At 72.5% G+C, this 26,284-nt stretch carries 25 protein-coding genes; 17 read left to right on the forward strand and 8 right to left on the reverse strand.

Annotated features, from left to right (window positions below; genetic code table 11):
- Positions 1 to 257: 257 nt before the first annotated feature.
- Complete coding sequence (locus BUE44_RS33050) at positions 258 to 1,511, reverse strand: helix-turn-helix domain-containing protein (protein WP_073502714.1); 1,254 nt, start codon at positions 1,509 to 1,511, stop codon at positions 258 to 260.
- Positions 1,512 to 1,976: 465 nt separating this feature from the next.
- On the opposite strand from BUE44_RS33050, the gene BUE44_RS33055 reads away from it, so the two are divergent.
- From BUE44_RS33055 to BUE44_RS33130, 16 genes are all read left to right on the forward strand, one after another.
- Positions 1,977 to 2,609, forward strand: a complete 633-nt coding sequence (locus BUE44_RS33055) for a hypothetical protein (RefSeq protein ID WP_073502715.1) — start codon at positions 1,977 to 1,979, stop codon at positions 2,607 to 2,609.
- 298 nt (positions 2,610 to 2,907) lie between these two features.
- Entirely contained in the window at positions 2,908 to 4,689 is a 1,782-nt protein-coding gene (locus BUE44_RS33060; protein ID WP_073502716.1) for a hypothetical protein, read from the forward strand.
- A 61-nt stretch (positions 4,690 to 4,750) separates the two neighbouring features.
- Entirely contained in the window at positions 4,751 to 5,734 is a 984-nt protein-coding gene (locus tag BUE44_RS33065; RefSeq protein ID WP_073502717.1) for an ABC transporter ATP-binding protein, read from the forward strand.
- Positions 5,731 to 6,543 (forward strand): MlaE family ABC transporter permease, encoded by an 813-nt coding sequence (locus BUE44_RS33070; protein ID WP_073502718.1) that lies wholly within the window; start codon positions 5,731 to 5,733, stop codon positions 6,541 to 6,543. Before BUE44_RS33065 ends, BUE44_RS33070 begins: the two co-directional genes overlap by 4 nt.
- Positions 6,544 to 6,546: 3 nt before the next feature.
- Complete coding sequence (locus BUE44_RS33075; RefSeq protein WP_073502719.1) at positions 6,547 to 7,362, forward strand: MlaE family ABC transporter permease; 816 nt, start codon at positions 6,547 to 6,549, stop codon at positions 7,360 to 7,362.
- Entirely contained in the window at positions 7,359 to 8,624 is a 1,266-nt protein-coding gene (locus BUE44_RS33080) for an MCE family protein (RefSeq protein WP_079190308.1), read from the forward strand. The genes BUE44_RS33075 and BUE44_RS33080 overlap by 4 nt, the downstream gene beginning before the upstream one ends.
- Positions 8,621 to 9,652 (forward strand): MCE family protein, encoded by a 1,032-nt coding sequence (locus BUE44_RS33085; RefSeq protein ID WP_073502720.1) that lies wholly within the window; start codon positions 8,621 to 8,623, stop codon positions 9,650 to 9,652. The genes BUE44_RS33080 and BUE44_RS33085 overlap by 4 nt, the downstream gene beginning before the upstream one ends.
- Complete coding sequence (locus tag BUE44_RS33090; protein WP_079190311.1) at positions 9,649 to 10,737, forward strand: MCE family protein; 1,089 nt, start codon at positions 9,649 to 9,651, stop codon at positions 10,735 to 10,737. Before BUE44_RS33085 ends, BUE44_RS33090 begins: the two co-directional genes overlap by 4 nt.
- On the forward strand, positions 10,734 to 11,903 hold the full coding sequence (locus BUE44_RS33095; protein ID WP_073502749.1) for an MCE family protein: 1,170 nt from the start codon (positions 10,734 to 10,736) through the stop codon (positions 11,901 to 11,903). The genes BUE44_RS33090 and BUE44_RS33095 overlap by 4 nt, the downstream gene beginning before the upstream one ends.
- Positions 11,900 to 13,066 carry an MCE family protein gene (locus BUE44_RS33100; RefSeq protein ID WP_073502721.1) on the forward strand — a complete coding sequence of 389 codons (1,167 nt, stop codon included), beginning with the start codon at positions 11,900 to 11,902 and terminating at the stop codon, positions 13,064 to 13,066. The genes BUE44_RS33095 and BUE44_RS33100 overlap by 4 nt, the downstream gene beginning before the upstream one ends.
- The gene (locus BUE44_RS33105) at positions 13,066 to 14,352 is read left to right on the forward strand and encodes an MCE family protein (protein WP_073502722.1); all 1,287 of its coding nucleotides are present in this window, start codon (positions 13,066 to 13,068) and stop codon (positions 14,350 to 14,352) included. The genes BUE44_RS33100 and BUE44_RS33105 overlap by 1 nt, the downstream gene beginning before the upstream one ends.
- A 68-nt stretch (positions 14,353 to 14,420) precedes the next feature.
- A complete protein-coding gene (locus BUE44_RS33110; protein ID WP_073502750.1) occupies positions 14,421 to 14,930 on the forward strand; it encodes a hypothetical protein in 510 nt (169 codons plus the stop codon).
- A 20-nt stretch (positions 14,931 to 14,950) separates the two neighbouring features.
- Positions 14,951 to 15,553 carry a hypothetical protein gene (locus tag BUE44_RS33115; RefSeq protein ID WP_073502723.1) on the forward strand — a complete coding sequence of 201 codons (603 nt, stop codon included), beginning with the start codon at positions 14,951 to 14,953 and terminating at the stop codon, positions 15,551 to 15,553.
- Between the two features lie 11 nt (positions 15,554 to 15,564).
- A complete protein-coding gene (locus BUE44_RS33120; RefSeq protein ID WP_073502724.1) occupies positions 15,565 to 16,167 on the forward strand; it encodes a nuclear transport factor 2 family protein in 603 nt (200 codons plus the stop codon).
- Between the two features lie 27 nt (positions 16,168 to 16,194).
- Positions 16,195 to 16,872 carry a hypothetical protein gene (locus BUE44_RS33125; protein ID WP_073502725.1) on the forward strand — a complete coding sequence of 226 codons (678 nt, stop codon included), beginning with the start codon at positions 16,195 to 16,197 and terminating at the stop codon, positions 16,870 to 16,872.
- A 129-nt stretch (positions 16,873 to 17,001) separates the two neighbouring features.
- A complete protein-coding gene (locus BUE44_RS33130) occupies positions 17,002 to 18,363 on the forward strand; it encodes a glutamine synthetase family protein (protein WP_073502726.1) in 1,362 nt (453 codons plus the stop codon).
- Positions 18,364 to 18,553: 190 nt separating this feature from the next.
- On the opposite strand, the gene BUE44_RS33135 is transcribed toward BUE44_RS33130, so the two are convergent.
- Positions 18,554 to 19,228, reverse strand: coding sequence for a TetR/AcrR family transcriptional regulator (locus tag BUE44_RS33135; RefSeq protein ID WP_235002711.1), 675 nt, complete (start codon positions 19,226 to 19,228; stop codon positions 18,554 to 18,556).
- A 93-nt stretch (positions 19,229 to 19,321) separates the two neighbouring features.
- Here BUE44_RS33135 and BUE44_RS33140 point away from each other — a divergent pair, with 93 nt between their 5' ends.
- Positions 19,322 to 19,735 carry a Dabb family protein gene (locus BUE44_RS33140; RefSeq protein ID WP_073502728.1) on the forward strand — a complete coding sequence of 138 codons (414 nt, stop codon included), beginning with the start codon at positions 19,322 to 19,324 and terminating at the stop codon, positions 19,733 to 19,735.
- A gap of 20 nt (positions 19,736 to 19,755) precedes the next feature.
- Here the strand turns inward: BUE44_RS33140 and BUE44_RS33145 are convergent, their stop codons facing one another.
- The 6 genes from BUE44_RS33145 to BUE44_RS33170 form a co-directional block, all read right to left on the reverse strand.
- Entirely contained in the window at positions 19,756 to 20,823 is a 1,068-nt protein-coding gene (locus tag BUE44_RS33145; RefSeq protein WP_407640087.1) for a TolB-like translocation protein, read from the reverse strand.
- Entirely contained in the window at positions 20,820 to 22,097 is a 1,278-nt protein-coding gene (locus BUE44_RS33150) for an MFS transporter (RefSeq protein ID WP_200804602.1), read from the reverse strand. Before BUE44_RS33150 ends, BUE44_RS33145 begins: the two co-directional genes overlap by 4 nt.
- Positions 22,098 to 22,100: 3 nt before the next feature.
- Complete coding sequence (locus BUE44_RS33155; RefSeq protein WP_073502730.1) at positions 22,101 to 22,970, reverse strand: alkaline phosphatase family protein; 870 nt, start codon at positions 22,968 to 22,970, stop codon at positions 22,101 to 22,103.
- A 179-nt stretch (positions 22,971 to 23,149) separates the two neighbouring features.
- Positions 23,150 to 24,511, reverse strand: a complete 1,362-nt coding sequence (locus tag BUE44_RS33160) for a sensor histidine kinase (protein WP_073502731.1) — start codon at positions 24,509 to 24,511, stop codon at positions 23,150 to 23,152.
- Complete coding sequence (locus BUE44_RS33165) at positions 24,508 to 25,179, reverse strand: response regulator transcription factor (RefSeq protein ID WP_073502732.1); 672 nt, start codon at positions 25,177 to 25,179, stop codon at positions 24,508 to 24,510. The genes BUE44_RS33160 and BUE44_RS33165 overlap by 4 nt, the downstream gene beginning before the upstream one ends.
- A gap of 24 nt (positions 25,180 to 25,203) precedes the next feature.
- Entirely contained in the window at positions 25,204 to 26,115 is a 912-nt protein-coding gene (locus tag BUE44_RS33170) for a hypothetical protein (RefSeq protein WP_073502733.1), read from the reverse strand.
- Between the last annotated feature and the right edge of the window lie 169 nt (positions 26,116 to 26,284).

Consider the following 26,284-nt stretch of genomic DNA (forward strand, 5'->3'; position numbering starts at 1 on the left):
GGATCTCCGTGGAGGAAGGAGCGGTGCTCGGTGCGTGCAGCTGCAAGGCGGAGGAAGGAGGCGACGCGGAGCCGTCGTCGACTGACGACAACGCGGCAGATGTGCGTGCCGGGCGCCGCGACGCCGCGGAGATCCACACGACAGGCCCCAGCACCCGGCCCTCGTCCTTCCCAGGACCCGGCCCGCGACGGCGGGCGGCGGTGCCCATGGCGGGCGCCGCCGCCCGCCGTCGCGGTGGCGGGGGTCGCGCCCGCGGTTCAGTGCTGCCGCGGTACCCGGGGAGCGGCCGGCCGGCGGGGGGCTCGGGCGGCGGCGCCGCCGTCGCGCAGGTGCAGGGCCCGCACCGCGATCTCGGTGGCGAACCGCTCGTCGGGACGCGTGAGCTGCTGGCCGAAGGCCCGCTCCAGGATGCGCATCCGGTAGCGGACCGTCTGCGGGTGGACGCCCAGCTGCTCGGCGATCTGCGCCGCGGTGCCCCGGGTGGTCAGCCAGATCCGTAACGTGTCCAGGAGCCGGGCCTGCTGGGCGGGCGTCAGGGCGGCCAGCGGTGCCAGGTACCTGGCGGCCATCTGGTCGGCCAGCGCCACGTCGCTCAGCAGCCACACCGGCAGCAGGTGGTCCTCGCTGAGCAGCAGCGGCCCGCCCGACACCGCCCCTGAGCCGGCCAGTGCGAGGGTGTGCCGGGCCCAGCGCAGCGAGTCCGCCGCCTCGCCCAGCCCGGTGGTCAGCCCGACCGCGGCCCGGCAGCCGCCGAGCGCCTCCTCGACGCAGGCCCGGCGGTCCTCGGTCAGCGGCCCCGGCACCAGCAGGCACGGCTCGGGGTCGGCTAAGTCCTGGAGGATGTCCGCGTCCAGGGCCTGGCGGCGCGGCCGGGTGCCCGGGGCGAGCGCCACCATGGTCACCTCGTCAGGCAGCCGCCAGGCGCAGTGCTCCGCCAGTTCCGCCAGCGCGCTGCGGGCCACCGCCGTGCCGCCGAGGATGCGGCGCAGCAGCCGCCGGCGCCGGTTGTCGGGCTCCTCGCCGAGTTCGGCGAGGGCCTGGACGTAGCCCTCCTGGGAGAGTTCGGCCAGGTCGCCCATGTAGGCGAAGAGGGCGTCGGCGAAGGTGAGCATGAAGGCGGCCGACAGGTTGTAGCGGCGGCTGACCGTGCGCACCCGGCGCAGCGCCACCTGGCACCCGATCCGGTAGGCCGCCTGGAGGTTGTCCAGGCTGCGCCCCTCGTACGCCTCGTAGCGGCCGAACCGCCGGCACAGGTCGTCGCGCTGCGAGGTGGTGGCGGTGGGGGCGGCGACCCGGTCCACGAAACTGGCGATGCTCTGCTCGATACCGAAGCGGATCACCTTGCTGTTCGGGCCTTCGAGCAGATGCCCGTATTCGGGGATCGCGGCGACGATTTCAGCTGCCATCTCTTTTAAAAGGCTTGGCAGTTCCGGGCGCATGATCGCGGCGAACTCCCGGGGTATCGGACCCGCGATCTCCCCTTGATCAGGGACCTGCCGCATGACGGACATGCCCGTTCCCCTCCCGTACCGCGTCTTCGCGTCGGTGGCCTTGCTGCAACATAGACCAAATGTTCACGCTGCGCAGCCCTGTGGATGCGGAAACGTTGTCGGCCTGGCAGGGGGCAGGCGGGGACCGGGCGCCGGCCCGCGTGGCGGCGCCGGCGCGGCGGCGGGGCGCGGCCCGGTGAATGCTCACTCGCCGACAAAAGAAGCAGGGGTGATGTTGCCCCGGTGACAGAAAATTACCCGGCGGTAGGGTGCGGGACGGAATCTTGGGCGCGATTGTTGCGCCCTCCGGTTACCCGTGCGTAACGTCCAGCTCTGCGAGGGCACCCGAGGGAATCGGTGCCCCACGTTCCAGATAGCAGTCGCAGCCGAATTCCGCCCCCGACGTGCGGTGACGTGTGCGCCGAGGGCGCGGTTTCGGTTTATCAGGCACGTCGAACTCCTCGGTATCACGGAAGGGATCAGCCCATGCGCAAGCTCACCAAGGCGTTCACGGGAACGGTGACCACGGGCGCCGCGATCGTCGCCGTCGTCGGTCTGGCCGCCGCCCCCGCCTTCGCCAGCGTCAGCTCGGCGAAGGTCAGCGGGAGCACCAACGCGGGCGGCGCCATCTCGGCCACCGCCTCCGGCCCGACGCTGACGGACAGCAAGACCAAGGTCAAGCTCACCTGCACCTCGGCCACCGCCGCGGGCACCGCGCCGAACGGCACCTACACCGCCGGTGCGCCCACCGCGATCCAGGTCGCCTCGCTGTCCACCCTCGGGTGGAACCAGTGCACGATCAGCGGCATCAGCTTCACGGTGAAGGCCAACGCCACCCCCTGGAAGCTGAACGCCACCGGCCCCACCTCCGGCGGTGTCACCCCCGGTTCGATCACCGGCGTCAACGCCACCCTGTCCGGCGCGTGCAACGCCACCGTCGCCGGCACGGTCACCGGCAGCTACAACAACAGCACCCACACGCTGGCGATCAACGCCGGCACGCTGGTCGTCTCCGGCGTCAGCGGTCTGTGCCTCGGCCTGATCAACAACGGCGACGCGGTCGTCTACAACGCCAACTACGTCGTCACGCCCGCCACCCTCGCGGTCAACGCGACCTGAGGCCGCTCCGCCCGCCCGCGGGTCCGGCACCCCGGCCCCCGCGGGCGGACGGCACCTCCCTCGTCGTCGTGCCGAGCCCCGGCGGGCACCGTCCCCGCCGGGGCTCGGCGTTCTCCGGCGCCGCGCGCCCGTTGCTCACCCGGTGACAGTTGCCGGCTGCCGGATTGTCACCGGATGACAAGAAAAGTGGCCCCGGTCGGGCTCGCCGAATTCGCACCGATCGATCACTTGAACGGTCTTATTACCCGCCCGTAATGTCCGTGCGTCGCCGCCGTGCCAGCCATGAGGAGTCCAGCCGATGCGAGGTGCCGTGAATCTGCGCCGGGCGGCACTGACGGCCGCGACCGCGTCGGTCGCCGTCCTGGCCGGGATACTGCCCGGCACTCCTTCCGCGGCCTCCGGTCCCGACGGCTCCGTCGAACTCGCCTACAGCTGCGCCTTCACTGCGGGCACCGGCTCCGCGGGCGCCCCCGTGGAAAGCAGCCCCAGCACTGCCACTGCCCCCACCACTGCCACTGCCACGTCCGCGCCCGGCGCCCCCGCCTCCGGTGCCACCGCGACCGCGGACGCCACCGTCACCGTCCACCAGCGGTACCCCTCGACCGGCGCGGTCGGAACGCGTATCCAACCCGGCCCGCTGACCGTCGAGGTGGTCCTCGACCGGCACGCCGCCGGCGCCGTCCTGCCGGCCGGCACCGCCTCGGCCACCGCCACCGGATCGCTCACCGCCCGGGTCACCCAGGGCCGGTCCGCCGCCGACGCGGTGTGGTCCGGGCTCCGCGCCGCCTCCACACCCGCCGCGGACGGCCTGGACCTGACCTTCACCGGGGACGCCACCGCGCTGCGCGTCACCGCCCCCGGCACGGTCAGGTTCGACGCCGGACGGCTGGACCTCACCGTCTACGCGAAGGCCGGCGACACCGCCCCGCCCGCCGGCTCCCCGGCACCCGCGCCGCCCGCGACCACGCCGCCACCCGCCGGCGGCACGCCGGGGGAGGCGTCCGGCGCTGCCGCCCCGCCCGGGACCGCCGCGGTGCGCCCCGCCCACCGGGCGGCCGCGAGCCGTCCGGTCACCGCCGCCGCCGCCGACGGCGGCGCGACCGCCGCCTGCGCGCCGAAGGCCGGACAGGCCACCCTGCTCGGCGAGGTCGGCGTCGCCGCTGCGCCCGGGTCCCGGCCGTCCGGCTCCCCGACCGCGGCGCCGGGCGCCCGCCCCGGCACCGCCGCGCCCGGCGGGAACGGGACGATCACCCTGGCCGCGCCCCCGCACTCCGGTGTCTCGACCTGTCCCGCCCCGCCGAAGGGCGAGCCCGACCAGAAGGTCCTGGACGCCCAGAAGCGCCCGGAGGGTTCGTTCAACATCCCGGTCGCACCGGCGGACCGCCAGGCGGAGTGCACCTTCCTCACGGGGCTGTCCAACGTCGCCAAGCTGAACGGCGCCTCCGTCATCAACGACCTCGACGAACACCCGGCGCTGACCGACGTCACGCAGACCGGCGTGTGGATCGGCTTCCAGCAAGACGGCTCCCTCTACAGCGAGTTCGACTCCATCGCCACGCTGGACCTGCCGCCGGCGAACTCCACCTTCCTGACCTTCGGCTTCATGCCCACCTCGGCCGTGATGTCGCTGTCCCAGGTCGGTGTGCTGACCCTGGTCATCGTCGGCAGCAGCGGCAGCGACTACGTCACCACCACCACCGTCTACGGCAAGCTGCAACTGCGCCTCAGCCATGTCGAGGTCAACGGCACGCCGCTGGACGTCGGGCCCGACTGCCACACCGTGAAACCGCTCGACATCGCGCTGACCGGCATCGACAACAGCAACACCGCCGAGGGCGGCGGGGTGCTCAAGCCCACGGACTACAACGAGCTGAGCGGCGGCCCGCTCCACCAGGACGACCTCACCATCCCGCCCTTCACCGGCTGCGCCGCCCACGGGGACGACGTCGACGCCCTGCTCACCGCGTCGATCTCCGGGCCCGGCAATTCGCTCAACCTCATCCAGGGGCCGCTGTGCATCCCGAGCGCCTTCCTCAACTGCGACCCCGAGATCCCGTACCCGACCCCGCCGCACCGCTGACCCGCCCGCGGTCCGCCCCGACAGCCGCCCGTCCGCCCCGAACGCCCCCAGGGAGGTGCCCGTGGGAATCGAAGTGATCGTCGAAGGCCTGACGAAGTCCTTCGGCAAACAGACCGTCTGGCAGGATGTGACGCTCACCCTGCCGCCCGGCGAGGTCAGCGTGATGCTGGGCCCCTCCGGCACTGGCAAGACCGTCTTCCTCAAGTCCGTGATCGGCCTGCTCAAACCGGAACGCGGCCGGGTGCTCGTCAACGGCGTCGACATGGTCAACGGCCCCGAGCGGGAGATCTACCAGACCCGCAAGCTGTTCGGCCTGATGTTCCAGGACGGCGCGCTGTTCGGCTCGATGAACCTCTTCGACAACATCGCCTTCCCCCTGCGCGAGCACACCCGCAAGAAGGAGTCGGAGATCCGCCGCGTCGTCATGGAGCGGATGGACATGGTCGGCCTGGTCGGCTCCGAGGGCAAACTGCCCGGCGAGATATCCGGCGGCATGCGCAAGCGCGCCGGCCTCGCCCGCGCCCTGGTGCTGGACCCGCAGATCATCCTGTGCGACGAGCCCGACTCCGGCCTGGACCCGGTCCGCACCTCCTACATCTCGCAGCTGCTGATCGACCTCAACGCGCAGATCGACGCGACGATGCTGATCGTCACCCACAACCTCGACATCGCCGCGACCGTGCCCGACAACATGGGCATGCTCTTCCGCCGCGAGCTGGTCACCTTCGGGCCGCGCGAGCTGCTGCTGACCAGCGACGTGCCGGTGATCAGGCAGTTCCTCAGCGGGCGCCGCGAAGGCCCGATCGGCATGGCGGAGGAGAAGGACGAGGCCACCCTCGCCCTGGAGCAGCTCGCCGACGACGCCACCGTCCCGATCGAACGACCCGTGGTCGTACCGCAGTTGGAACCGAGCCCGGGAATGCCGCCGCGGCTGGCCGTACAGCGGCGCAAGGCGCGGGTGCTGGCGATGTGGGACCAGCTGCCCGCCGCGGCACGCACCGCCGTGCGGTCCGGACTCGCCCCCGTCCAGGGGGAGCCGGCATGAGCGCACCGGTGCGCGTACGCGAGCCCGCGCCCCGCCGCCCGATCCCCGGCACCGGGGCGCTGCGCCAGACGGGCCAGTTCATGACGCTCGCCGCCACGACCGTACGGGACACCTTCCGGCGGCCCTTCCAGATGCGGGAACTCGTCGAGCAGTTCTGGTTCGTGGCCAGCGTCACGATCCTGCCCGCCGCACTGGTCTCGATCCCCTTCGGCGCGGTCATCGCCCTCCAGGTCGGCTCGCTGACCCAGCAGTTGGGCGCCCAGTCCTTCACCGGCGGCGCCAGCGTGCTCGCGGTGATCCAGCAGGCCAGCCCGCTGATCGTGGCCCTCCTCATCGCCGGCGCCGGCGGCAGCGCGATCTGCGCCGACCTCGGCTCCCGCAAGATCCGCGAGGAGCTGGACGCCATGGAGGTCATGGGCGTCTCGCCGGTGCAGCGGCTGATCGTGCCGCGGGTGCTGGCCACCATGCTGGTCGCGCTGCTGCTCAACGGCCTGGTCTCGGTGGTCGGCACGGCCGGCGGCTACTTCTTCAACGTCATCGTCCAGCACGGCACCCCCGGCGCGTACCTCTCCAGCTTCTCCTCGCTCGCGCAACTGCCCGACCTCTACATCAGCGAGGTCAAGGCGGTCATCTTCGGCTTCATCGCCGGCATCGTCGCCGCCTACCGCGGCCTGCACCCCAAGGGCGGCCCCAAGGGCGTCGGCGACGCCGTCAACCAGTCCGTGGTGATCACCTTCCTGCTGCTGTTCTTCGTCAACGTCGTGCTCACCGCGGTCTACCTCCAGCTCGTCCCGCAGAAGGGGGCCTGACCGATGGCACTCCTCGACCGCCCGCTGCGCTGGCTGGACGAGACCGGCGACCACTTCATCTTCCACGTCACCGCAGTGCTGTGGATCCCGCGCACCCTGCGCCGCTACCTCAGGGAAGTGCAACGCCTGCTCGCCGAGGTCGCGTTCGGCAGCGGCGGGCTCGGCGTGATCGGCGGCACCGTCGGCGTGATGATCGGCATGACGCTGGCCACGGGCACCGTCGTCGGACTCCAGGGCTACGCGGCCATGAACCAGCTCGGCACCGCCGCCTTCACCGGCTTCATCTCCGCCTACTTCAACACCCGCGAGATCGCCCCGCTGGTCGCCGGCCTCGCCCTGTCCGCGACCGTCGGCGCCGGCTTCACCGCCCAGCTCGGCGCGATGCGGATCAACGAGGAGGTCGACGCGCTGGAGGGCATGGGCATCCGCTCCATGCCGTACCTGGTCAGCACCCGCATCATCGCCGGGGTCGTGGCGATCGTGCCGCTGTACGGCATCGGCCTGCTCAGCAGCTACGCGGCCTCCCGGCTGGTCACCGTCTCCTTCAACGGCCAGTCGCCCGGCACCTACGACCACTACTTCAACCTGTTCCTCTCGCCCGAGGACGTGCTGCTGTCCACCCTGAAGGTGCTGATCTTCAGCGTGATCGTCATCCTCGCGCACTGCTACTACGGCTACACCGCCAAGGGCGGCCCCGCCGGGGTGGGCATCGCGGTCGGGCGGTCGGTGCGCAACGCCATCGTGATCATCTCGATCACCGACTTCTTCCTGTCGCTGGCGCTGTGGGGCGCCACCACCACCGTGCGGGTGGCCGGATGACCGCCACCGAGACCCGTACACCCGTGCCGCCCGCCTCCGGCCGCGCCCGGCTGCGCGGCACCACGGCGGGCCGCAGGACGGCCGGCCTGGTCTTCCTGCTGGTCCCCGCGCTGCTGGCCTGGCTCGCCGTCGCCGTCTACGACAAGGACTTCAGCGACGACGCGACGGTGACCGTGGTGACCGGCAGCGTCGGCAACGAGATGCACCCGGGCGCCGACGTCAAGGTCCGCGGGGTCGTCGTCGGCCGGGTCAGCGCCATCCACGCCGACGGGCAGGGCGCCCGGCTCACGCTGGCCCTCGACCCGGGCCGGCTGCGCCGCATCCCCGCCGATGTCACCGCCCAGATGCTGCCCACCACCCTCTTCGGCGCCCGCTTCGTGGCCCTGGTGCCGCCCGCCGGCGCCGGGACCGCCGGCCCGTCCCTCACCGCCGGCGCCACCATCGCGCAGGACCGGTCGGGCGACGCGGTGGAGCTGCAGCAGGTGCTCGACAACGTGATGCCGCTGCTGACCGCGGTCCAGCCGCAGAAACTCGCCGCCACCCTCAACGCGGTCGCCACCGCGCTGGACGGCCGCGGCACCCAGCTCGGCACCACCCTGGTGCAGCTGGACGGCTACCTCCGCAAGCTCAACCCCGAACTGCCGGCGCTCAACGACGACATCAGGCAACTCGTCACCGTCAGCCGCGTCTACGACGCCGCCGCCCCCGACATCGTGCAGGCCCTCACCGAGTTCACGAGGACCAGCGGCACCATCGCCGAGGAGCAGGCCGGCCTCAGCACCCTCTACGGCACCGCGACCGGCACCGCCCAGGACGTCACCACCTACCTGCGGCAGAACAGCCCCAACATCATCCGGCTGGCCGCCGACAGCCGCGGCACCCTCGGCCTGCTCGCGAAGTACGCCCCCTCCTTCCCGTGCACCCTGCGCACCCTGGCCGACTTCGTCCCCGCCATGGACAAGGCGCTCGGCAAGGGCACCCGCCGGCCGGGCCTGCACATCGACCTGACCAGCGTCCCCTCCCGCGGCGGCTACACCCCCGGCCAGGACACTCCGGCGTACGGCAAGAGCGGCGGCCCGCAGTGCTACCCCGTTCCCTACACCGGCAAGGGCACCACCCCGCCGGCCAACTCCCCGCAGGAGAACGAGCTGATCGACGAACTCCTCGCACCTGGCGCGCGCACCGCCCCCGGTGACCTGCCGGACTGGAGTAGCCTGCTGACCGGGCCGGTCTTCCGCGGGGCGGAGGTGACCGTCAAGTGAAGCGCCGCAGCCTTGCCGGACCGGTCATCAAGTCGCTGATCTTCATCCTGGTCACGGCCCTGGCCACCACCGTGCTCGCGATCAGCATCGCCGGGTCGGGCGTCGGCGACACCCGCGGCTACAACGCGCTGTTCACCGACACCACGGGACTGATGTCCGGCGACAGCGTACGGATCGCGGGGGTCAAGGTCGGCCAGGTCGACTCGATCACCGTCTACCGGCACAACCTGGCGAAGGTGCACTTCTCGGTCCAGCGCGAACGCAGCCTGCCGAGGTCCGCCGACGTCACCATCAAATACCTGAACCTGGTCGGCCAGCGCTACATGGACCTCGAACAGGGCACCGGACCGGTCGGCCAGGTCCTGGAGCCCGGCCAGACCATCCCCCTCGACCACACCACCCCCGCCCTGGACCTGACACGGCTCTTCGCCGGCTTCCAGCCGCTCTTCGAGGGCCTGTCGCCGAAGGACGTCAACCAGCTCGCCGGCGAGATCGTCCAGGTCCTCCAGGGCGAGGGCGGCACCGTCGACAGCCTGATCGGCAGCATCGGCTCGCTGACCACCACCCTGGCCGCCAAGGACCAGGTCATCGGGCAGGTCATCGACAACCTCAACACCGTGCTGACCACCGTCAACACCCGCGAGGCCAACTTCAACGACCTGGTCGCCACCCTCCAGCAGCTCGTCACCGGCTTCTCCGGCGACCGCGAGCCGATCGGCGAGTCGATCACCGCGATCTCCCAGCTGACCACCAGCACCGCCGGCCTGCTCACCCAGGGCCGCCGGCCGCTGAAGGACTCCATCGCCCAGCTCGGCAGGCTCTCCGCCAACCTCGGCGACGCCACACCGCAGTTGCAGGACTTCCTGGTCAACACCCCGCAGAAATTCCGGGCCGTCGGACGTGCCGCGTCGTACGGCTCCTGGCTCAACCTCTACCTCTGCCAGGCCACGGTCGCCGGCGTGACCACCTCGGACAGCAGCGAGCCGCCCACCGGCATCACGATCGACGAAGCGAGGTGCCGGTCATGAAGTGGCCACGTCCGCGGCTGCGTTCGCCCTTCCGCCACCGCGCCCCCGCCGACCGCGGCAGACCCCTCTTCCGCCCGCTGCGGGAACGCGACCCCGTCGCCGTCGGCGCGGTCGGCCTGCTGGTGCTCGCCCTGGCCGGGCTCCTCGCCTACAACGCCGACGCGCTGCCGGTGATCGGCGGCGGCACGAGCTACTCGGCGAACTTCACCGAAGCGGCCGGCCTGCGCCCCGGCAACGAGGTGCGGGTCGCCGGCGTCAAGGTCGGCAAGGTCACCGGGGTCTCGCTGGACGGCGCCCAGGTCGAGGTCACCTTCAAGGTCAGGCACACCTGGATCGGCGACGCCAGCACCGCCGCCATCGGCATCAAGACGCTGCTCGGCGAGAAATACCTGGCCGTCGACCCGCTCGGCAGCGGCGAGCAGGACCCCGGCACCCGCATCCCGAAAAGCCGCACCACCTCGCCGTACGACGTCACCCAGGCCTTCGACGGGCTCGGCCGGACGCTCGGCGCCCTCAACACCCGGCAGCTCGCCGCGAGCTTCCAGACGATCTCCGACACCTTCAAGGACACCCCGTCGTCGGTACGCAGCGCCGCCACCGGGCTGTCGTCGCTGTCGCAGACCGTCTCCAGCCGCGACGCGCAGCTCGCCCGGCTGCTGACCGGCAGCAAGCAGCTCACGCAAACCCTCGCCGACCAGAACAGCCGCTTCCAGACCCTGATCTCCGACGGCGACCTGCTGCTCGGCGAGATCCAGAAACGGCGGGACGCCATCCACACCCTGCTCACCGGCACCCAGGACCTCGGCATCCAGCTCAGCGGCCTGGTCGCCGACAACACCCGGCAGCTGGCCCCGACCCTGGACGCCCTGGACCGGGTCACCGGCGTCCTGGTCGCCAACCAGTCCAGCCTCGACCAGGCACTGGCCCTGGCCGGCCCCTACTACCGGCTCGTCGGCAACACCCTGGGCAACGGACGCTGGTTCGACAGCTACCTGTGCGGCCTGGTGCCCAGGAACTACCTGCCGGCCGGCACCCCGCCCATCCAGGGGTGCGAGCCGCCCAAGGCGACCGGGAGCGCGTCATGACCCTCATCCGCCCGCGCCCGCGCCCCCGGCTGCCGCGGCCCGCGCGTCCCGCCCTCCGGCTGCCCGGGCGGCTGCTGGTGGCCGGCCTGGTCGTCGGCGTGCTCGTCGCGTCCGCCGTCACCGCCGGCTTCATGGCCTTCGGCGGCCCCGGCGGCCACCGCGTCACCGCCTACTTCGACCGTACCGTCGGCGTCTACAAGGGCTCCGACCTGCGCATCCTCGGCGTGAAGGTCGGCACCGTCGAGGCGGTCAAGCCCGTGGGCAAGCAGGTCGAGGTCACCCTGCACCTCGACCACGGCGTCAAGGTGCCCGCCGACGCGGGAGCCGTGGTCGTCGCCCCCAGCGTCGTCGCCGACCGCTACGTCCAGTTCACCCCCGCCTACACGGGCGGCCCGCAGATGCAGGACCACGCCGTCATCCCGGCCGGCCGCACCGCCACCCCCGTCGAGATCGACCAGCTCTACGAGAGCATCACCCAGCTCAGCGACGCCCTCGGCCCGGACGGCGCCAACACCACCGGCGCGCTGTCCGGACTGCTCGACACCGGCGCGCAGAACCTCGACGGCAACGGCAAGGCCATCGGCGACAGCATCGACCAGCTCGGCCAGGCCTCCAAGACCCTCGACAGCCACAGCGGCGACCTGTTCGCGACCCTGTCCGCCCTCCAGTCCTTCACCACGATGCTCAAGAACAACGACGGCAAGGTGAAAGCCGCCGCCGACCAACTCTCCACCGTCACCGGCTTCCTGGCCGCCGACAAGGAGGACCTCGGCGGCGCGCTCCAGCAACTGTCCACGGCCCTGGGCCAGGTGAAGACCTTCATCCAGGACAACCGCGGCCGGCTCACCGCCGGCATCAACAAGCTCGCCCCGATCACCGCGACCCTGGTGGACCAGCGGGCCTCGCTCGCCGAACTCCTCGACACCGCACCGCTGGCCGCCGACAACCTGCTGAACGCCTACGACCCGCAGCACCAGACCATCGACGGCCGCACCGACATCAACGAGCTGAGCATGGGCGGCGGCGTCAACCCGCCGCGGCGGACGCCCGCTTCCGCCCCGGGGTCCAAAGGCGCGTCCACCACCACCGCCTCCCCGGCCGCGCGACAACTCCCGCTGCCCTTCCCCGCGGCCGGGGATGTCACCACCCAGGGGGCCGCGCGATGAACCGACGGCGTACGAAAGCGGCCGCGGCCGGCGCGCTGCTCGGCCTCACCCTGGCCGGCTGCTCCCTCGGCGGGGTGCAGAGCATCCCGCTGCCCGGCGGCGCCGACCTCGGCGGCCACCCCTACACGGTCAGGGCGCAGTTCGCCGACGTCCTCGACCTCGTCCCGCAGGCGGCGGTCCGGGTCAACGACGTCGCCGTCGGCCGGGTCAGCTCGATCCGCCTCGCCGACGACGGCTGGTCCGCCCTGGTCACCATGAAGGTCAACGGCAAGGTCCGGCTGCCCGCGAACGCCTACGCGCACCTGGAGCAGTCCAGCCTGCTCGGCGAGAAGTACGTCCAGCTGTCCGCGCCGCCGGCCGGCGAACCCGCCCGTGGCCGGCTCGCCGGCGGCTCCCTCATCCCCACCTCGCACACCAACCGCAACCCCGAGGTCGAAGAGGTCTTCGGCGCGCTGTCGCTGCTGCTCAACGGCGGCGGCATCCAGCAGCTCAAGACCGTCAGCGTCGAGCTGAACAAGGCGCTGACCGGCAACGAACCGCAGGTCCGCGACATGCTCACGCAGGTCGACACCCTGGTCGGCGACCTGGACAGCCACAAGCAGGACATCACCGACGCGCTCGACGGCGTCAACGAGCTGTCCGCCACCCTGGCCGCCCGCGACCAGAAGATCGGCACCGTGCTGACCGGCCTCAGCCCCGGCCTGAAAGTGCTCGACCAGCAGCGCGGCTCGCTGGTCACCATGCTGCGGGCGCTCGACACCCTCTCCGGCGTCGCGGTGGACACCGTCAACCGGAGCAAGGACGACATGGTCGCCGACCTCCAGGCCCTCGCGCCCACCCTGCAACGCCTCGCCGACTCGGGCAAGGACCTGCCCGACTCCCTCCAGGTGCTGCTCACCTACCCGTTCACCGACGAGGTGCTGAGCGGTGTGAAGGGCGACTACCTCAACGTCTACCTCGACCTGACCGCGGTCCCCGGCACCCAGCTCGTCCCGATCCTGGAGTCGAAGGACAACAGCTACGACAGCACGGCCCAACCGCAGGACGGGACGCCGCGGTCGAAGAAGCCGAAGCAGCAGAAACAGCCGAGGAACCAGGGCGGCCTCCCCATGACGCTGCCGCTGCCGCTGCCCTCGGTCACCACCACGTCGGGGGGCCGCTGATGCTGACCAGGACCACGGTCGTGAAGAACATCGCCTTCCTGGTCGTCGCCGTGCTGGTACTCGGCTATCTCGGGGTGCGTTACGCCGACCTCGGCCGCTACGTGGGGCTGCGCGGCTACTACACCGTCAAGGTCGAACTACCCGAAGCAGGAGGCCTGTTCGAGCACTCCGACGTCACCTACCGGGGCGTCTCGGTCGGCCGGGTCGGCCCGATCAGGCTCACCACCGACGGCGTCGAGGCGGACCTGCGCATCAACGACTCGGCGCCGCGCATCCCCGCCCACCTCCAGGCGGTGGTGGCGAGCCTGTCGGCGGTCGGCGAGCAGTACATCGACCTGCGGCCCAGCACCGTCAACGGCCCCTTCCTGCACGACGGTTCACGCGTCGACGAGGCCGACACGAAGATCCCGGCCCCCGTCACCAACCTGCTCACCAGCGTCAACGACCTGGCCGGCTCCGTACCGCTGAACTCGCTGCGCACCGTCGTGGACGAATTCGGCCGCGTCTTCGACGGGCAGGCCGGCAACCTCCAGTCGCTGCTGGACTCCAGCGGCCACTTCATCTCCGCCGCCGACACCAACCTGCCGACCGACACCCGGCTGATGGCCGACGCGCAGACCGTGCTGCGCACCCAGGCCGACGAGGGGGCCGCCATCACGTCCTTCGCGCACAGCGCCAACCAGCTCGCCGCCCAGCTCAACGCCTCCGACACCGACCTGCGCCGGCTGATCGCCGCCGCACCTGACGCCGCCACCCAGGTCAGCGCGCTGCTCAGGGACGTCGGACCGCAGCTGAGCGTGGTGCTGGCCAACCTGCTCACCACCTCCGACATCGCGGCGACCCGGCAGCGCGGCATCGAGGAGTACCTGGTGACGGTGCCGGCGGTGGTCTCGGCCGGCTCCACCGCGATCGGCCCCAAGGGCCTGCGCTTCGGCATGGCGGTCACCTTCTTCTCCCCGCTGCCCTGCACCTCCGGATACGGCGGCACCGCCTACCGCAACGGCCTCGACACGAGCGCCCCGGCGACCGCGTTCAACACCGCGGCCCGCTGCACCGCCCCCGTCGCCGGCGGCACCGACGTCCGCGGCTCCGCGCACGCGCCCGACGGGGGAGGGGTGCCGGCGCCCGCCGAGCCCGGCTCGGTGCTGCCGACCGGAAACGGCCAGGGCTCGGCGCGTCCGTACACCGCCCCGGCCGGCCCCGCCCTGCCCGGCGCGCTCGGCCTGCCCGCGCTGCCGTCCGGCAGTCCCGCGACCATGGCCGATCTGCTGGGGGTGACGCCGTGAGGAAGCGGATCGAGACGGCGGGGACGTCCCTGCTGCGGGCCTTGCGGGCGCTGCGAGCACCGCGGGCGTTGCGGGTACGGCGGCGGGCCGCGGGGTGGGTGGCGGCCTGGACGGTCGCGGCGGCCGTCTGCGCGCTCGGCGCCTGGTCGTACGCCGGCACCCGCGGTGACGATGCGCTGAGCTACGGCAAGGCGCGGGACGCCGCGCTCGCCGACGGGCAGCGCGACATCGCCCGGCTCAACACCGTCGACGCCGCCCACGCCGACAGCGACCTCGGCCGGTGGCTCACGGTGACCGCGGGCCCGCTGCACGACCGGATGGCCGCCACGCACACCGCGGACGCCGCCACTCTCAAGCGGTCGGGCACCTCCACCCGCGGCACCGTCACCGACGCGGCGGTCACCGAACTGGACACCAGGGCAGGGACGGCCAAGCTCATCGCCACCGTCCAGGTCCAGGTCACCCCGGCCACGGGCACGGCCACCACCGACCGCAAACGCTTCGAGGCGGGCCTGTCCCGCACCGCCGACGGCTGGAAGCTCACGGCGCTCACCGCCGTCCCCGTCGGGTCGAGTTGAGAGCGGAGGAGGGAACCCGGATGACAGCGACCGAGCACCACACGGCGGGGGCCGACGCCGAAGAAGGTGAACGCGCCCCTGTGCGGCGGCGGTTGCCGCGCCCGCGGCTGCCCGGCTTCCTCCGGCGCGACCCGCGCCGGGCCGCCGCCGTCGCGGTGATCGCGGCCCTCGTACTGGCCGGGGGCGGATTCGGTTACGCGGCGCAGCAGTTGAAGGACCCAGGTGCCGCACGCAACCACGCGCTCACCGACACCGCGGCCACCAGCCGGCTCACCGGTGACGTCAGCGACGCGCTCAGCCGGATCTTCGCGTACACCCCCGACGACACCGAGTCCACCGCCCAGGCCGCCCACGACCTGCTGGAAGGTGCCGCGGCCCGGCAGTACCAGCAGCTCTTCACGCAGATCCGGCAGCAGGTCGCCGACCAGCGCCTCACCCTCACCACCCGGGTGGTGCGGGCCGGTGTCGTCTCGCTCACCGGCGACCGCGCCCGGCTGCTGGTCTTCCTCGACCAGACCGCCCAGCGCGCCGGCGCCACCGCCACCAGCGCGGCAGCCCAACTCTCGGTCTCCGCCCACCTGGTCGGCGGCCACTGGCGGATCAACGACCTCAAGGCCCGGTAGGAGAAGTCCCGATGGCACCCACGCAGTCCGCCCTCCGGCGGCGCCCGCTCCTCGCCATGGCGCTCACCCTCGCGGTGGCCGCGGCCCTCGCCGCCGTACTGACCGGCTGGTCCTGGTACGGCGCCGCGCACGACGGCGACGCCGCCTTCGCCCGCCAGCGCGACGCCGTGCTCGCCGCGGGCGAGCAGGCCGTACAGAACCTCAACACCCTGGACCACGGCGACCTGGACCACGGACTGGACATCTGGGAGGACTCCACCACCGGCGACCTCCACACCCAACTCACTCAGGGCCGTGCCGACTTCGCCAAGCAGGTGCAGCAGGCCCGGACGGTCAGCACCGCGAAGGTGCTCTCCGGCGCGGTCACCGAGCTGGACACCAGGACCGGCAGGGCGAGCGTGATGGTCGCGCTGCGGATCACCGTCCAGGCGCCCAAGGCCAAGCCCGCGGTGAAGGAGAGCCGGATGCTCGGCGAGCTGACAAGGACCGCCGGCGGCTGGAAGCTCAGCGCGCTGGGCCAGGCCCCGACGGGCGACAGCGCTCCCGACCCCGCCACCACCCCCACCACCCCTGGTCCCGCCACCACGACTCCGCAGCCGACCGCGAGCCACTGACGCCGTACGCGAGAGGACCGACGCGCCATGTCGACCACCCGTCATCTGATCAACCGGCAGCGCAGGCTGGCCGCGGTGTCCGCGGCGGCGGAGGAGCGGGCGGGCGAGCGTACGGTACGCGGCGGCCCGGCACCGATCCGCACGCGTACCCGCGTGACGGACGCAGCCGAGCCGAAACGCGCCCCCCGCCGCCCGATGCCCGTCGCCGTCACGCTGCTCGCCGTGCTGACGGTGCTGCTCGGCGGCTTCGCCGCGTTCGCCGCGAGCCGGGCCGGCGCGCTGCACGACACGGTCGCCACCCGCAACACCGCGCTGACCGACACGGCCGCCACCAGCGAGGTCAAGGGCCAGATCGCCCAAGCGGTGAACGCCGTCTTCTCCTACGACTACGCCGACACCGCCCGCACCGACGCCGCCGCGCGGCGGCTGCTCACCGGAAAGGCCGTGCAGCAGTACGCCGGCATGCTGGCGGGGGTACGCGCCCAGGCCTCCGCGCAGAAACTGGTGCTGACCACCACCGTCACCGACACCGGCGTCGAGGCGATCGACGGCGACCGGGCGCGCGTGCTGGTCTTCGCCGACCAGCGCAACACCAGCACGGCCGAGGCGGGTGCGGGCAGCACCTATGCGGCCGCCATGTTCGCGGTGGACGCCGTCCGCCAGGGCGGCACGTGGAAGATCACCTCCATCGACACCTTCGGCTGAGGCCTCGCAGCGGGCACTATGGGGGTGAGCCGCGACTGCAACGCACGTGAAACGGTGTGATGCAATGCTCATGATCCCCGCCCGGGACCAGGCGGGGGAGCGGTGCCTGACCGGCGAGGATGGATGGATATGGATAAGCAGCAGGAGTTCGTTCTCCGGACCCTCGAGGAGCGGGACATCCGCTTCGTACGCCTGTGGTTCACCGACGTACTCGGCTACCTCAAGTCGGTCGCCGTCGCCCCCGCGGAGCTGGAGCAGGCATTCGACGAGGGCATCGGCTTCGACGGCTCCGCCATCGAGGGCTTCGCCCGGGTGTACGAATCCGACATGATCGCCAAGCCGGACCCCGGCACCTTCCAGATCCTGCCCTGGCGGGCCGAGGGCCCCGGCACGGCCCGGATGTTCTGCGACATCCTGATGCCCGACGGCTCCCCGTCCTACGCCGATCCGCGCTACGTACTCAAGCGCGCCCTGGCCAAGACCTCCGACCTCGGCTTCACCTTCTACACGCACCCCGAGATCGAGTTCTACCTGCTCAAGGACAAGCCGCTGGACGGCGGCCGCCCCACCCCCGCCGACAATTCCGGCTACTTCGACCACACCCCGCAGAACGTCGGCATGGACTTCCGCCGCACGGCCATCACCATGCTGGAGTCGATGGGCATCTCGGTGGAGTTCTCCCACCACGAAGGCGCCCCCGGCCAGCAGGAGATCGACCTGCGGTACGCCGACGCGCTGTCGACCGCCGACAACGTGATGACCTTCCGCCTGGTCATGAAGCAGGTCGCCCTGGAGCAGGGCGTGCACGCCACCTTCATGCCCAAGCCGTTCTCCGAATTCCCCGGCTCGGGCATGCACACCCACCTGTCCCTCTTCGAGGGCGACCGCAACGCCTTCTACGAGTCCGGCGCCGAATTCCAGCTCTCCAAGGTCGGCCGGTCCTTCATCGCGGGCCTGCTGCGGCACGCCGGCGAGATCTCCGCGGTCACCAACCAGTGGGTCAACTCCTACAAGCGCATCTGGGGCGGCTCCCAGCGCACCGCGGGCGCCGGCGGCGAGGCACCCTCGTACATCTGCTGGGGCCACAACAACCGCTCCGCGCTCATCCGCGTCCCCATGTACAAGCCCGGCAAGACCGGCTCGACCCGCGTCGAGGTCCGCTCCCTCGACTCCGGCGCCAACCCGTACCTGGCCTACGCCGTCCTGCTGGCCGCCGGCATGAAGGGCATCCAGGACGGCTACGACCTCCCGGCCGGCGCCGACGACGACGTGTGGGCCCTCTCCGACTCCGAACGCCGCGCCCTCGGCATCGAGCCCCTCCCGCAGAACCTGGGCGAGGCCATCGACCTGATGCAGCGCAGCGAACTGGTCGCCGAGACCCTGGGCGAGCACGTCTTCGACTTCTTCCTGCGCAACAAGAAGCAGGAGTGGGAGGAGTACCGCTCCGAGGTCACCGCCTTCGAGCTCCGCAAGAACCTGCCGAACCTGTAAGCGCAGGTCAGCCGCCCTTTCGGGTGCGAGCGACCGACCGGGCCAGCGGCACACTGCCGCTGGCCCGGAGTCGTCTCACCCGCGGGGGCGGCGAATCCTCGTCCCGGGCGGGGTAGGCGGGGGGCGGTGCGCGGCTGGGTCTCCGGATCAGACGGCGGGCCCGCCCCGGGCGGTGATTGTGGCTGGCCGGTCAGGGTGTGGACGGGACGTGGCCGGGCCGGCCAGGATTCCCCGTGTCCGCGGCCCGCGGGCCGTAGGCGGCCAGGAAAGTGGTGACGGCCGCGCGGGCGATCGCGCGGGTCTGGTCGGGGGGGACGTCGCGGGTGCCGAGGCGCGAGCGGGCCTCCATCGGGCCCGTGAGCAGCGCGAGCAACTGCTCGGCCGCCAGCGCCGGTTCGCAGCGGCGCAGGGTGCCGTCCAGTGACAGCCGCGCCAGCCGGTCGGCGAGCGCGTCGGACAGCCGGATCGCCGTACGCTCGTGGACGGCCACCACCAGCTCGGGGAATTCCCCGGCCTGCGCGAGGGTCAGCCGGCGCAGCGCGCCCGCCCGCTCGCCGCAGCAGACCAGCAGCATCCGGTGGGCCACGTCCTCCAGTGCCGCCCGCAGGTCCTCGCCGGGCGCCCGCAACCGCTCCACGATCGCGGTGTTCTCCGCCCTCACGGTGTCGGCCGCCGCCTCCATCGCGCGCCGGAAGACGGTCTCCTTGTCGCCGAGGTGGTTGTAGAGCGTCGGTTTGGCGACGCCCGCCTCGTCGGCGATCTCCTGCATGCCCGCGGCCGCGTATCCGCGCCGGGTGAAGACGGTGAAGGCCGCGTCCAGGATCGCCTGCCGCTTGTCGATACGTCCCCTGGTCGTCGCCGTCACGGGCCCATCGTAACCGTGGGGGAGGGCTTGCCACCTTCCCGGCAGGTCCATTAAATTGAACCCGCTGGTTCAGAACAATGAAACGGAGCGACCATGATCGTCAACGTGCTGCGATTCGCCTTCAGGCCGGGCACCACGGAGCAGCGGCAGGCCGAGGTGCTGGCCGCGATGCGGCGCACCGCGTCGGTGGAGGCGGCGGAGTTCGGCACCGTCGGGCGCGACCTCGGCGACCCGGCCGAGGGCTTCACACACGCCTACAGCGTCGGGGTGGCGGACGTCGACGCGATGGAGCGCTACATGAACGACCCCGTCCACATCGCGGGCGACCCGGAGATCCTCCCCTACCTCACCCGGCTGTCCGCGGTGCGCTTCACCGACGATCCCGACCCCGCCGTCGGCGCCCGCGTCGCCGCCCTGCACCAGGCGAAGCTGGCGGCCTATCCGGACCTGGAGAAGCTGCTGGAGGAGGCGGCCCGCGGCGACGCGGAGGACGCGCCCGGCGCCTGAGGCCCGGCGCCTGAGACCGGTCAGTCCAGCCGGGACGGGGACAGCGCCGACGAGGCCAGCAGGCGGGGCGCGCCGGCGCCGCCGGCGGGGGCGGTGTAGAGGTCGGAGCCGTAGTCGCCGGGGAGCGAGTACGCCAGGGTCGCGTCGTCGAGCCAGACGGCCTGGTCGTCGACGTTGCGGGTCTCGGCGGTGGGGTGGTCGCGGAGGGTGGACAGGTCGAGGACGTAGAGCCGCCAGGGGGCGTCGGGGTCGAGACCCGGGACGCGCTTCTTGAAGGCGATACGCGTGCCGTCGGGGGACAGCGACGGGCATTCGACGTTGCTGCGCAGGGTGACCGCGGTCCTCGCCGTCACGTCGCCGCGGATCAGGTACGTGTGGCCGCCGGTCGCCGCGGTGGCGTAGAAGTGGGTGTCGTCGGCGAAGGTGACACCCCAGTAGTTGAGGTCGGCGGCCCGCAGCCGCTTGCCGTCGCGGGTCAGGGCGTAGTCCTCCAGGGTGGACTGGAGGACGCCGGTGCGGGTGTCCAGGATCGAGGTGCGGGTGGAGAAGTTCGTGCCCGCGTAGGAGTCGCCGCCGATGAAGACGGTCCAGGCGGCCAGGTGGCCGCTGGGGGAGACCCGGGCGCGGGTGGGGATGCCGGCCAGGTCGACGCGGCGGGTCGTGCGCAGCCGGGAGTCCAGCACCAGGGCGCGGTAGCTGTCGTTGACCGGGCCCCTTTCCGCCTGCAGGCAGATGCCGGTGCCGCCCGCGGCGTAGAAGCGCAGGCAGGTCACGCCGGAGGCGGTGCGCGGGCCGTCGGGTGCGGCGGCCGGCACGCTGGCCAGCTCGTCGCGGTGCGGGCCCCACGCCATCGAGCGGAAGACGATGCGCGGCGGCCCGGACGCGGCCAGCGACACCTTGCCGGCGTGTACGGCCGGGCCGCCGGCCTGCACGTGGTTCCTGGCCTCCGCCCGGCCGGCGGCCCGCCATACCGCGACCCCGGCGACCGTCGCGAGCACCACGACGGCGGCCAGCAGCACCAGCAGCTTGCCGCGTACGCTCAACGGCCCGTCGCCGGAAGGCGCTTGCGTACCTGTACCCGTGCTCATACCGCCTCCGCGGGTCGCAGCCTGACCGAGAGCGCCACGCTCGCCAGCAGCGCGACCGCCGCACCGGACAGCGCCGACCGGTCGCCGAAGGCGGTCCAGGCCGCGCCGAAGGCGAGGGAGCAGCAGAAGCGCGCCGCGGCCTGCCCGGTCTGCACCAGCGCGAGACCGCTGGAGCGCAGCGCCGCCGGTACGGAACCGGCCGCCGCCGCCATCAGCACCCCGTCGGTGGCCGCGTAGAAGGTGCCGTGCAGGGCGAGCACCGCGTACGACAGGACGCCGGAGTGCACCGTGGTCAGCAGCAGGACGTAGGCCAGCAGCAGCGCGAAATGGCCGCCGACGAAGACCCGCCAGCGGCCGACCCGGTCGGCCCAGCGGCCGAGCGGCACGGCGAGCAGCAGGAAGGCGCCCGCGGTGCCGAGCGGCAGCAGCGCGAACCACCGGTCGGGCACGCCGAGCCGGCGCTGGAGCATGAGGTAGACGAAGGAGTCGCTGACCGTCGCCAGCCCGAGCGCGACCGCGCACAGCGCCAGTCCGCGCAGCTCGCGCCGCCCGAGCAGGGCGACAGCGGCCCGCAGCGAGGGGCGCTCGGCCCCGGCGGCTCCGGCGGGGGCCGGGGCGGCGGCCTCCCGCACCCGTGAGGGCACGAAGAGCAGCAGCACAAGCACCCCGACCGCCGCCACGCAGAAGCTCACCGTGAAGACCGCGTCGTAGCCGTCCGCGGCCCGGCGGAGGATCAGGAAGGCGGCCAGCGGGCCGAGCAGCGCGCCCGTGGTGTCCATCGCCCGGTGGACGCCGAAGGCGCGGCCGCGGGTCTGCGGCGGCGAGGACAGGGAGATCAGGGCGTCGCGCGGGGCGGTGCGCAGGCCCTTGCCGGTGCGGTCGGCGGCGAGCACCGCGCCGATCAGCGGCAGGGTGTGGACGGCCAGCAGCAGCGGTTTGCACAGCGCGGACAGGCCGTAGCCGAAGGCGGCGACCTGCTTGTGGCGGCCGCCGCGGTCGGCGAGATGGCCGCCGACCAGCCGGACCAGGGCGCTGAAACCGTTGTAGACGCCGTCGAGCAGACCGAAGCCCAGCGGGGACAGGCCGAGGCCGGTGACCAGGTAGAGCGGCAGCACCGCGGTGACCATCTCCGAGGAGACGTCCGTGATCAGGCTGACCGCGCCGAGCGCGAGCACGGTGGAGGCGACCGCGGAACGCCGCCCGGGGCGCGGGCCCCGGGCAGCGGTACGCGAGGCCGCCGCGGGTGTGCTCCCGCGGCTCTCGCTGACGTACATCGGTCAGCTGGTCCAGATGCCGGTGATGTCCGACGCGGAAGCGGCCTGGCCGGCGTGGCCCGACGTGCCCGCGAGATCCTCCAGCGTCCGCAGCAGGTTGTAGTGGTTGTAGGTGGTCGAGCTGGAGCTGCCCGCCGTCACCGGCTGGCCGTACAGGACGGTCGGGATGCGGTTGCCGCTCTGCGAGTTGTCCTCGTCGAAGGTGACGACGAGGACGCTGTTGTGCGTCTTCGCCCAGGTCGCGTACGCGCCCAGGTTGTTCTTGAGCCAGGTGTCACCGGTCGACACCGAGCAGTCGTGCATGTCGCTGCACAGGTTGGGCACCACGAACGACGTCGTGGGCAGCGTCGAGTAGTCGGTCGGGAACTGCGCGAAGGTCTTCGCGCTGGACGTCGCCACGTTGGAGAAGCCGAACCACGGGTTGTGCTTCTGGGCGTAGTTGCCGCTCTTGCAGGTGGTCGAACCCTGGCTCGGCAGGGACTCGTTGTAGCTGCCCCATGTCTTGCCCGCGGCGGTCACCTCGGAGCCCAGGTTCGCGGCCGAGCTGAAGCCGGGCGTGATGCAGCTGTCGCTGGTGATGCCCTGCAGGGATCCGGAGAAGAGGGCGTAGTAGTTCGGCTGGCTGGGATGGGTGATGGCGTGGTTCTGGGACAGGTTCGCGCCGCCGGCCTTGAGCGAGTTGATGTAGGGGGCGCTGGAGCTGTCGATCACCTGGCTGTACGCGTGGTTCTCCATGACCACCACGACGGTGTGGGCGGGGGTCGGGACGGAGCCTGCCGCGTGGGCGTCACCGCCGATGCCCGTCCACAGGCCGGCGGAGGCGGCGGCGAGGCCGCAGGCGGTCAACAGGGCGGTACGGCTACGGCTGGGCACGGGTTACCTCCGGTGAGGGGGGCGGGAGCGGACCTGCGGGGGCGATCAGCGCTGTGCAGTGTGCATGCCAAAGATAGGGGCGGCTGGGGCACCTGCGAACCGTGAGGCGGGTGAAGAAAACGCAAACGCTGCGCTACGCCCCCGGTACGTTCCGCCCCGGCGGCCGTGGTCCCGGAGCCTCAGGCGATCGGCGGCAGCGCCAGCCGGAGCCGTACGCCCCGCGGCAGCGGCTCCGCCGTCACCGTGCCGCCGTGCGTCTCGGCGATCTGCCGCACGATCGCCAGCCCGAGGCCGGAACCGGGCAGCGAACGCGCCGCCGGCGAGCGGTAGAAGCGGTCGAAGACGAAGGGCAGGTCGGACGCCGGGATACCCGGGCCCCGGTCGCTCACGGACAGCACACCGGCGGCGGTGGTCACCACCGTGATCCGGCCCCCCTCAGGGCTCCACTTTACGGCGTTGTCCACCAGATTGCCGATCGCCCGCTCCACCGCGTCCGGGTCGGCGTGCACCAGGCACGGCGCCAGCTCCGCCGTGAAGTCCAGCCGCGGCGACCTGGCCGCCGCCCGGTCCAGCACCCGGCGGGCCAGCAGGTCGAGCCGGGTGTCCTCGGTGTGGGCCCGCACCCCGCCGTAGCGGCCCAGGTCCACCAGGTCGTTGACCAGCGAGGTCAGCTCGGCGGCCTGGGCGCGGGCCTCCGCGACCAGCGCGGGCGCCTGCGGATCGGCCAGCGCCGGTCCCTCGCCCAGCAGTTCCAGGTTGGTGGTCAGGCTGGTCAGCGGGGTGCGCAGCTCGTGCGAGGCGTCCGCGACCAGCCGGCGCTGCGCACCCACCGACTCCTCCAGGGCGGCCATCATCGCCGCGAACGACCGGGTCAGCCGGGCGATCTCGTCCCGCCCGTCCGCCGACAGCCGCGCGGTCAGGTCCTGCGTCGCCGTGACGTGCTCGACGGTCTCGGTGAGCTGCCGCACCGGCCGCAGCACCCGCCCGGCCGCCAGCCGTCCCGCCACCGCAGCCAGGAGGCAGCCGCCCGCCGCGATCGCCACCAGCAGGAAGGCGAGCCGGTTCAGCGTGCCCTGCACCACCGACGTCAGGATGGCGGTGCGCACCAGGACACCGGGGCTGTCGACCATCTCCGCGGTGTAGATCCGGTAGTGCCGGCCGCCGTAGGAGGCGTCGTGGAAATACGCCGGCCGCTCGCCCTGTGCGACCGCCACGTCCCGGGCGCTGACGTCGGTGAAGCCCTCCGTGGCACCGGCGTTGACCGGCGGCACCACGAACTGGAGCAGGGCCGGGCCGACATCGACGGGCTTGCTGGGGATCGCCGGCCTGTCCGGGCCGCCCTCCGCGACGGCCGCCGCCGCGCCCTTCTCCTTGAACGCCCGCACCATCTCGGGTGCTTGGGCCGCCGCCGACACCAACTCGGTGTCGTGCTGCTCGTTCAGCTTGGCGCCCAGTGACGGATACAGCACCAGCGAGGCGAGCACCAGGGCCGCGAGCACCACCGCGCCGCCCGCCAGCGCCAACCGGTTGCGCAGGCTCACGGCCCCTCCCGCAGCACGTACCCCAGGCCCCGTACGGTCTGCACCAGCCGCGGCTCACCGCCGGCCTCCAGCTTGGCGCGCAGGTAACTCACGTACACCCACAAGGCGTTCGACGACGGGCCGAAGTCGTAGCCCCATACCGAGTCGAAGATCAGCGTGCGGCTCAGCACCCGGCGCGGATTGCGCAGGAACAGCTCGAGCAGGGCGTATTCGGTCCTGGTCAGATCCAGCACCCGGCCGCCGCGGGTCGCCCGGCACGCGGCGGTGTCCATCTCCAGGTCCGCGAACCGCAGCACCTCCTGGTCGGCGCCGGAGCGGCGCAGCAGCGCCCGGATCCTGGCCCGCAGCTCCTCCAGCGCGAACGGTTTGGCCAGATAGTCGTCAGCGCCCGCGTCGAGGCCCGCGACCCGGTCGGCGACCAGGTCGCGGGCGGTGAGCATGAGGATCGGCGTACGGTCGCCGCGTGCCCGCAGCGCACGGCACACCTCGAGCCCGTTCGGCTCCGGCATCAGGATGTCCAGCACCACCGCGTCCTGCCGTCCGGCGGCCAGCGACGCCAGCGCGGCGGCGCCGTCCGCCGCCACCGCGACCTCGTACCCGTCCCGGGTCAGGGCGTGCGCCAGCGATCGGCGTACCGCGTCATCGTCGTCAACCACCAGCACTCGCATGGCGTCAGGGTGCCGTAGTGCCTGTCAGCGCGGGATCAGGGTCTTGCCGGCGTCGGCGGCACCCTTGCCCGAAGTGCCGGGCTTGCCCGGGTCTGACGTGCCCGGGTCGGACTTACCGGGGGCCGGCTTGCCCTTGCCGGGCTTTCCGGGGTCCGGCTTTCCCGGGTCCGGCTTGCAGGTGGGCTTGCCGTCGCCCGGCTTGCCCGCGGCCGTCTTGAGCTGGACGATCGCCTTGGTGAGCTGCTGCGGGGTCACCCCGAGCCCGGCGGCCACCGCGGCGAAGGCCGGGCTGTTCTCGTCGACGCTGCCTCTCGGGCCGGTGGCCAGCTTCTGCAGGGCGTCCAGAGCCGCCTGGGCCTTGGCCAGCGGCACGCCGAGCACCTTGGCCAGCTGCGCGGCGGTGAAGACGCTGGCAGGACCGCCCTTGTCGTCCGTCCCGTCCTGCCCCTTCTTGCCGCCCTTGTCGTCCTTCCCGTCCGTGCTGCCCGTGCCGCCCTTGCCGTCCGTGCCGTCCTTGCCGCCCTTGTCGTCCTTCCCGTCCGTGCTGCCCGTGCCGCCCTTGCCGTCCGTGCCGTCCTTGCCGTCCTTGCCGTCCTTTCCGTCCTTGCCGCCCGGGTCGCCGGGCTTCGCCGGGGCGGAGCCGGCGTCGGCGAAGATGTGATCGAGGGTCTTGCGGGCCTGGGCGGTGGACATCCCCATGTCCTTGGCGAAGATCGCCAAGACCTTGTCCGTCAGCTTGCCGCCGTTCGCGCCGAGCGCGATCTTGACGTCCCGCAGGGCCTTCTCCAGCCTGCCGCTCGGCTCGGCCGGCGCGCACTGGGCCGGCTTCTTGGCGGCGGTGCCGGACGTCGGGCCGGTGCCGGCCGCGGAGGCCGTGGTGGCTCCCAGGGCCAAGGCGACGGCTGTCGCGGTGATGAGCGCTGTCTTGTGGCGCACGGTGCGCCCCCTTTCTCTCGTGCCGCCAGCAGACCAAGGCGCGCTTCACGCCGGCCTCGGCGCACCTTAGGACTTCCCTAGAACCGCGCGGCCCCGTCCCGGTGCCTGAGGCGCCCCCGCGCCGAGCAGGGGTGTCGCGCCCGGCAGGACGGGGAGCGGGTGGGGGAGG

The organism is Actinacidiphila paucisporea (genome assembly GCF_900142575.1).
Lineage (GTDB): Bacteria > Actinomycetota > Actinomycetes > Streptomycetales > Streptomycetaceae > Actinacidiphila > Actinacidiphila paucisporea.

Bases quoted from the DNA above. Each gene is read 5' to 3' on its own strand.
- BUE44_RS33050 (WP_073502714.1), bottom strand. From the start codon at position 1,511: ATGTCCGTCATGCGGCAGGTCCCTGATCAAGGGGAGATCGCGGGTCCG.
- BUE44_RS33055 (WP_073502715.1), top strand. From the start codon at position 1,977: ATGCGCAAGCTCACCAAGGCGTTCACGGGAACGGTGACCACGGGCGCC.
- BUE44_RS33060 (WP_073502716.1), top strand. From the start codon at position 2,908: ATGCGAGGTGCCGTGAATCTGCGCCGGGCGGCACTGACGGCCGCGACC.
- BUE44_RS33070 (WP_073502718.1), top strand. From the start codon at position 5,731: ATGAGCGCACCGGTGCGCGTACGCGAGCCCGCGCCCCGCCGCCCGATC.
- BUE44_RS33075 (WP_073502719.1), top strand. From the start codon at position 6,547: ATGGCACTCCTCGACCGCCCGCTGCGCTGGCTGGACGAGACCGGCGAC.
- BUE44_RS33080 (WP_079190308.1), top strand. From the start codon at position 7,359: ATGACCGCCACCGAGACCCGTACACCCGTGCCGCCCGCCTCCGGCCGC.
- BUE44_RS33090 (WP_079190311.1), top strand. From the start codon at position 9,649: ATGAAGTGGCCACGTCCGCGGCTGCGTTCGCCCTTCCGCCACCGCGCC.
- BUE44_RS33095 (WP_073502749.1), top strand. From the start codon at position 10,734: ATGACCCTCATCCGCCCGCGCCCGCGCCCCCGGCTGCCGCGGCCCGCG.
- BUE44_RS33100 (WP_073502721.1), top strand. From the start codon at position 11,900: ATGAACCGACGGCGTACGAAAGCGGCCGCGGCCGGCGCGCTGCTCGGC.
- BUE44_RS33105 (WP_073502722.1), top strand. From the start codon at position 13,066: ATGCTGACCAGGACCACGGTCGTGAAGAACATCGCCTTCCTGGTCGTC.
- BUE44_RS33115 (WP_073502723.1), top strand. From the start codon at position 14,951: ATGACAGCGACCGAGCACCACACGGCGGGGGCCGACGCCGAAGAAGGT.
- BUE44_RS33120 (WP_073502724.1), top strand. From the start codon at position 15,565: ATGGCACCCACGCAGTCCGCCCTCCGGCGGCGCCCGCTCCTCGCCATG.
- BUE44_RS33125 (WP_073502725.1), top strand. From the start codon at position 16,195: ATGTCGACCACCCGTCATCTGATCAACCGGCAGCGCAGGCTGGCCGCG.
- BUE44_RS33130 (WP_073502726.1), top strand. From the start codon at position 17,002: ATGGATAAGCAGCAGGAGTTCGTTCTCCGGACCCTCGAGGAGCGGGAC.
- BUE44_RS33140 (WP_073502728.1), top strand. From the start codon at position 19,322: ATGATCGTCAACGTGCTGCGATTCGCCTTCAGGCCGGGCACCACGGAG.
- BUE44_RS33145 (WP_407640087.1), bottom strand. From the start codon at position 20,823: ATGAGCACGGGTACAGGTACGCAAGCGCCTTCCGGCGACGGGCCGTTG.
- BUE44_RS33150 (WP_200804602.1), bottom strand. From the start codon at position 22,097: ATGTACGTCAGCGAGAGCCGCGGGAGCACACCCGCGGCGGCCTCGCGT.
- BUE44_RS33165 (WP_073502732.1), bottom strand. From the start codon at position 25,179: ATGCGAGTGCTGGTGGTTGACGACGATGACGCGGTACGCCGATCGCTG.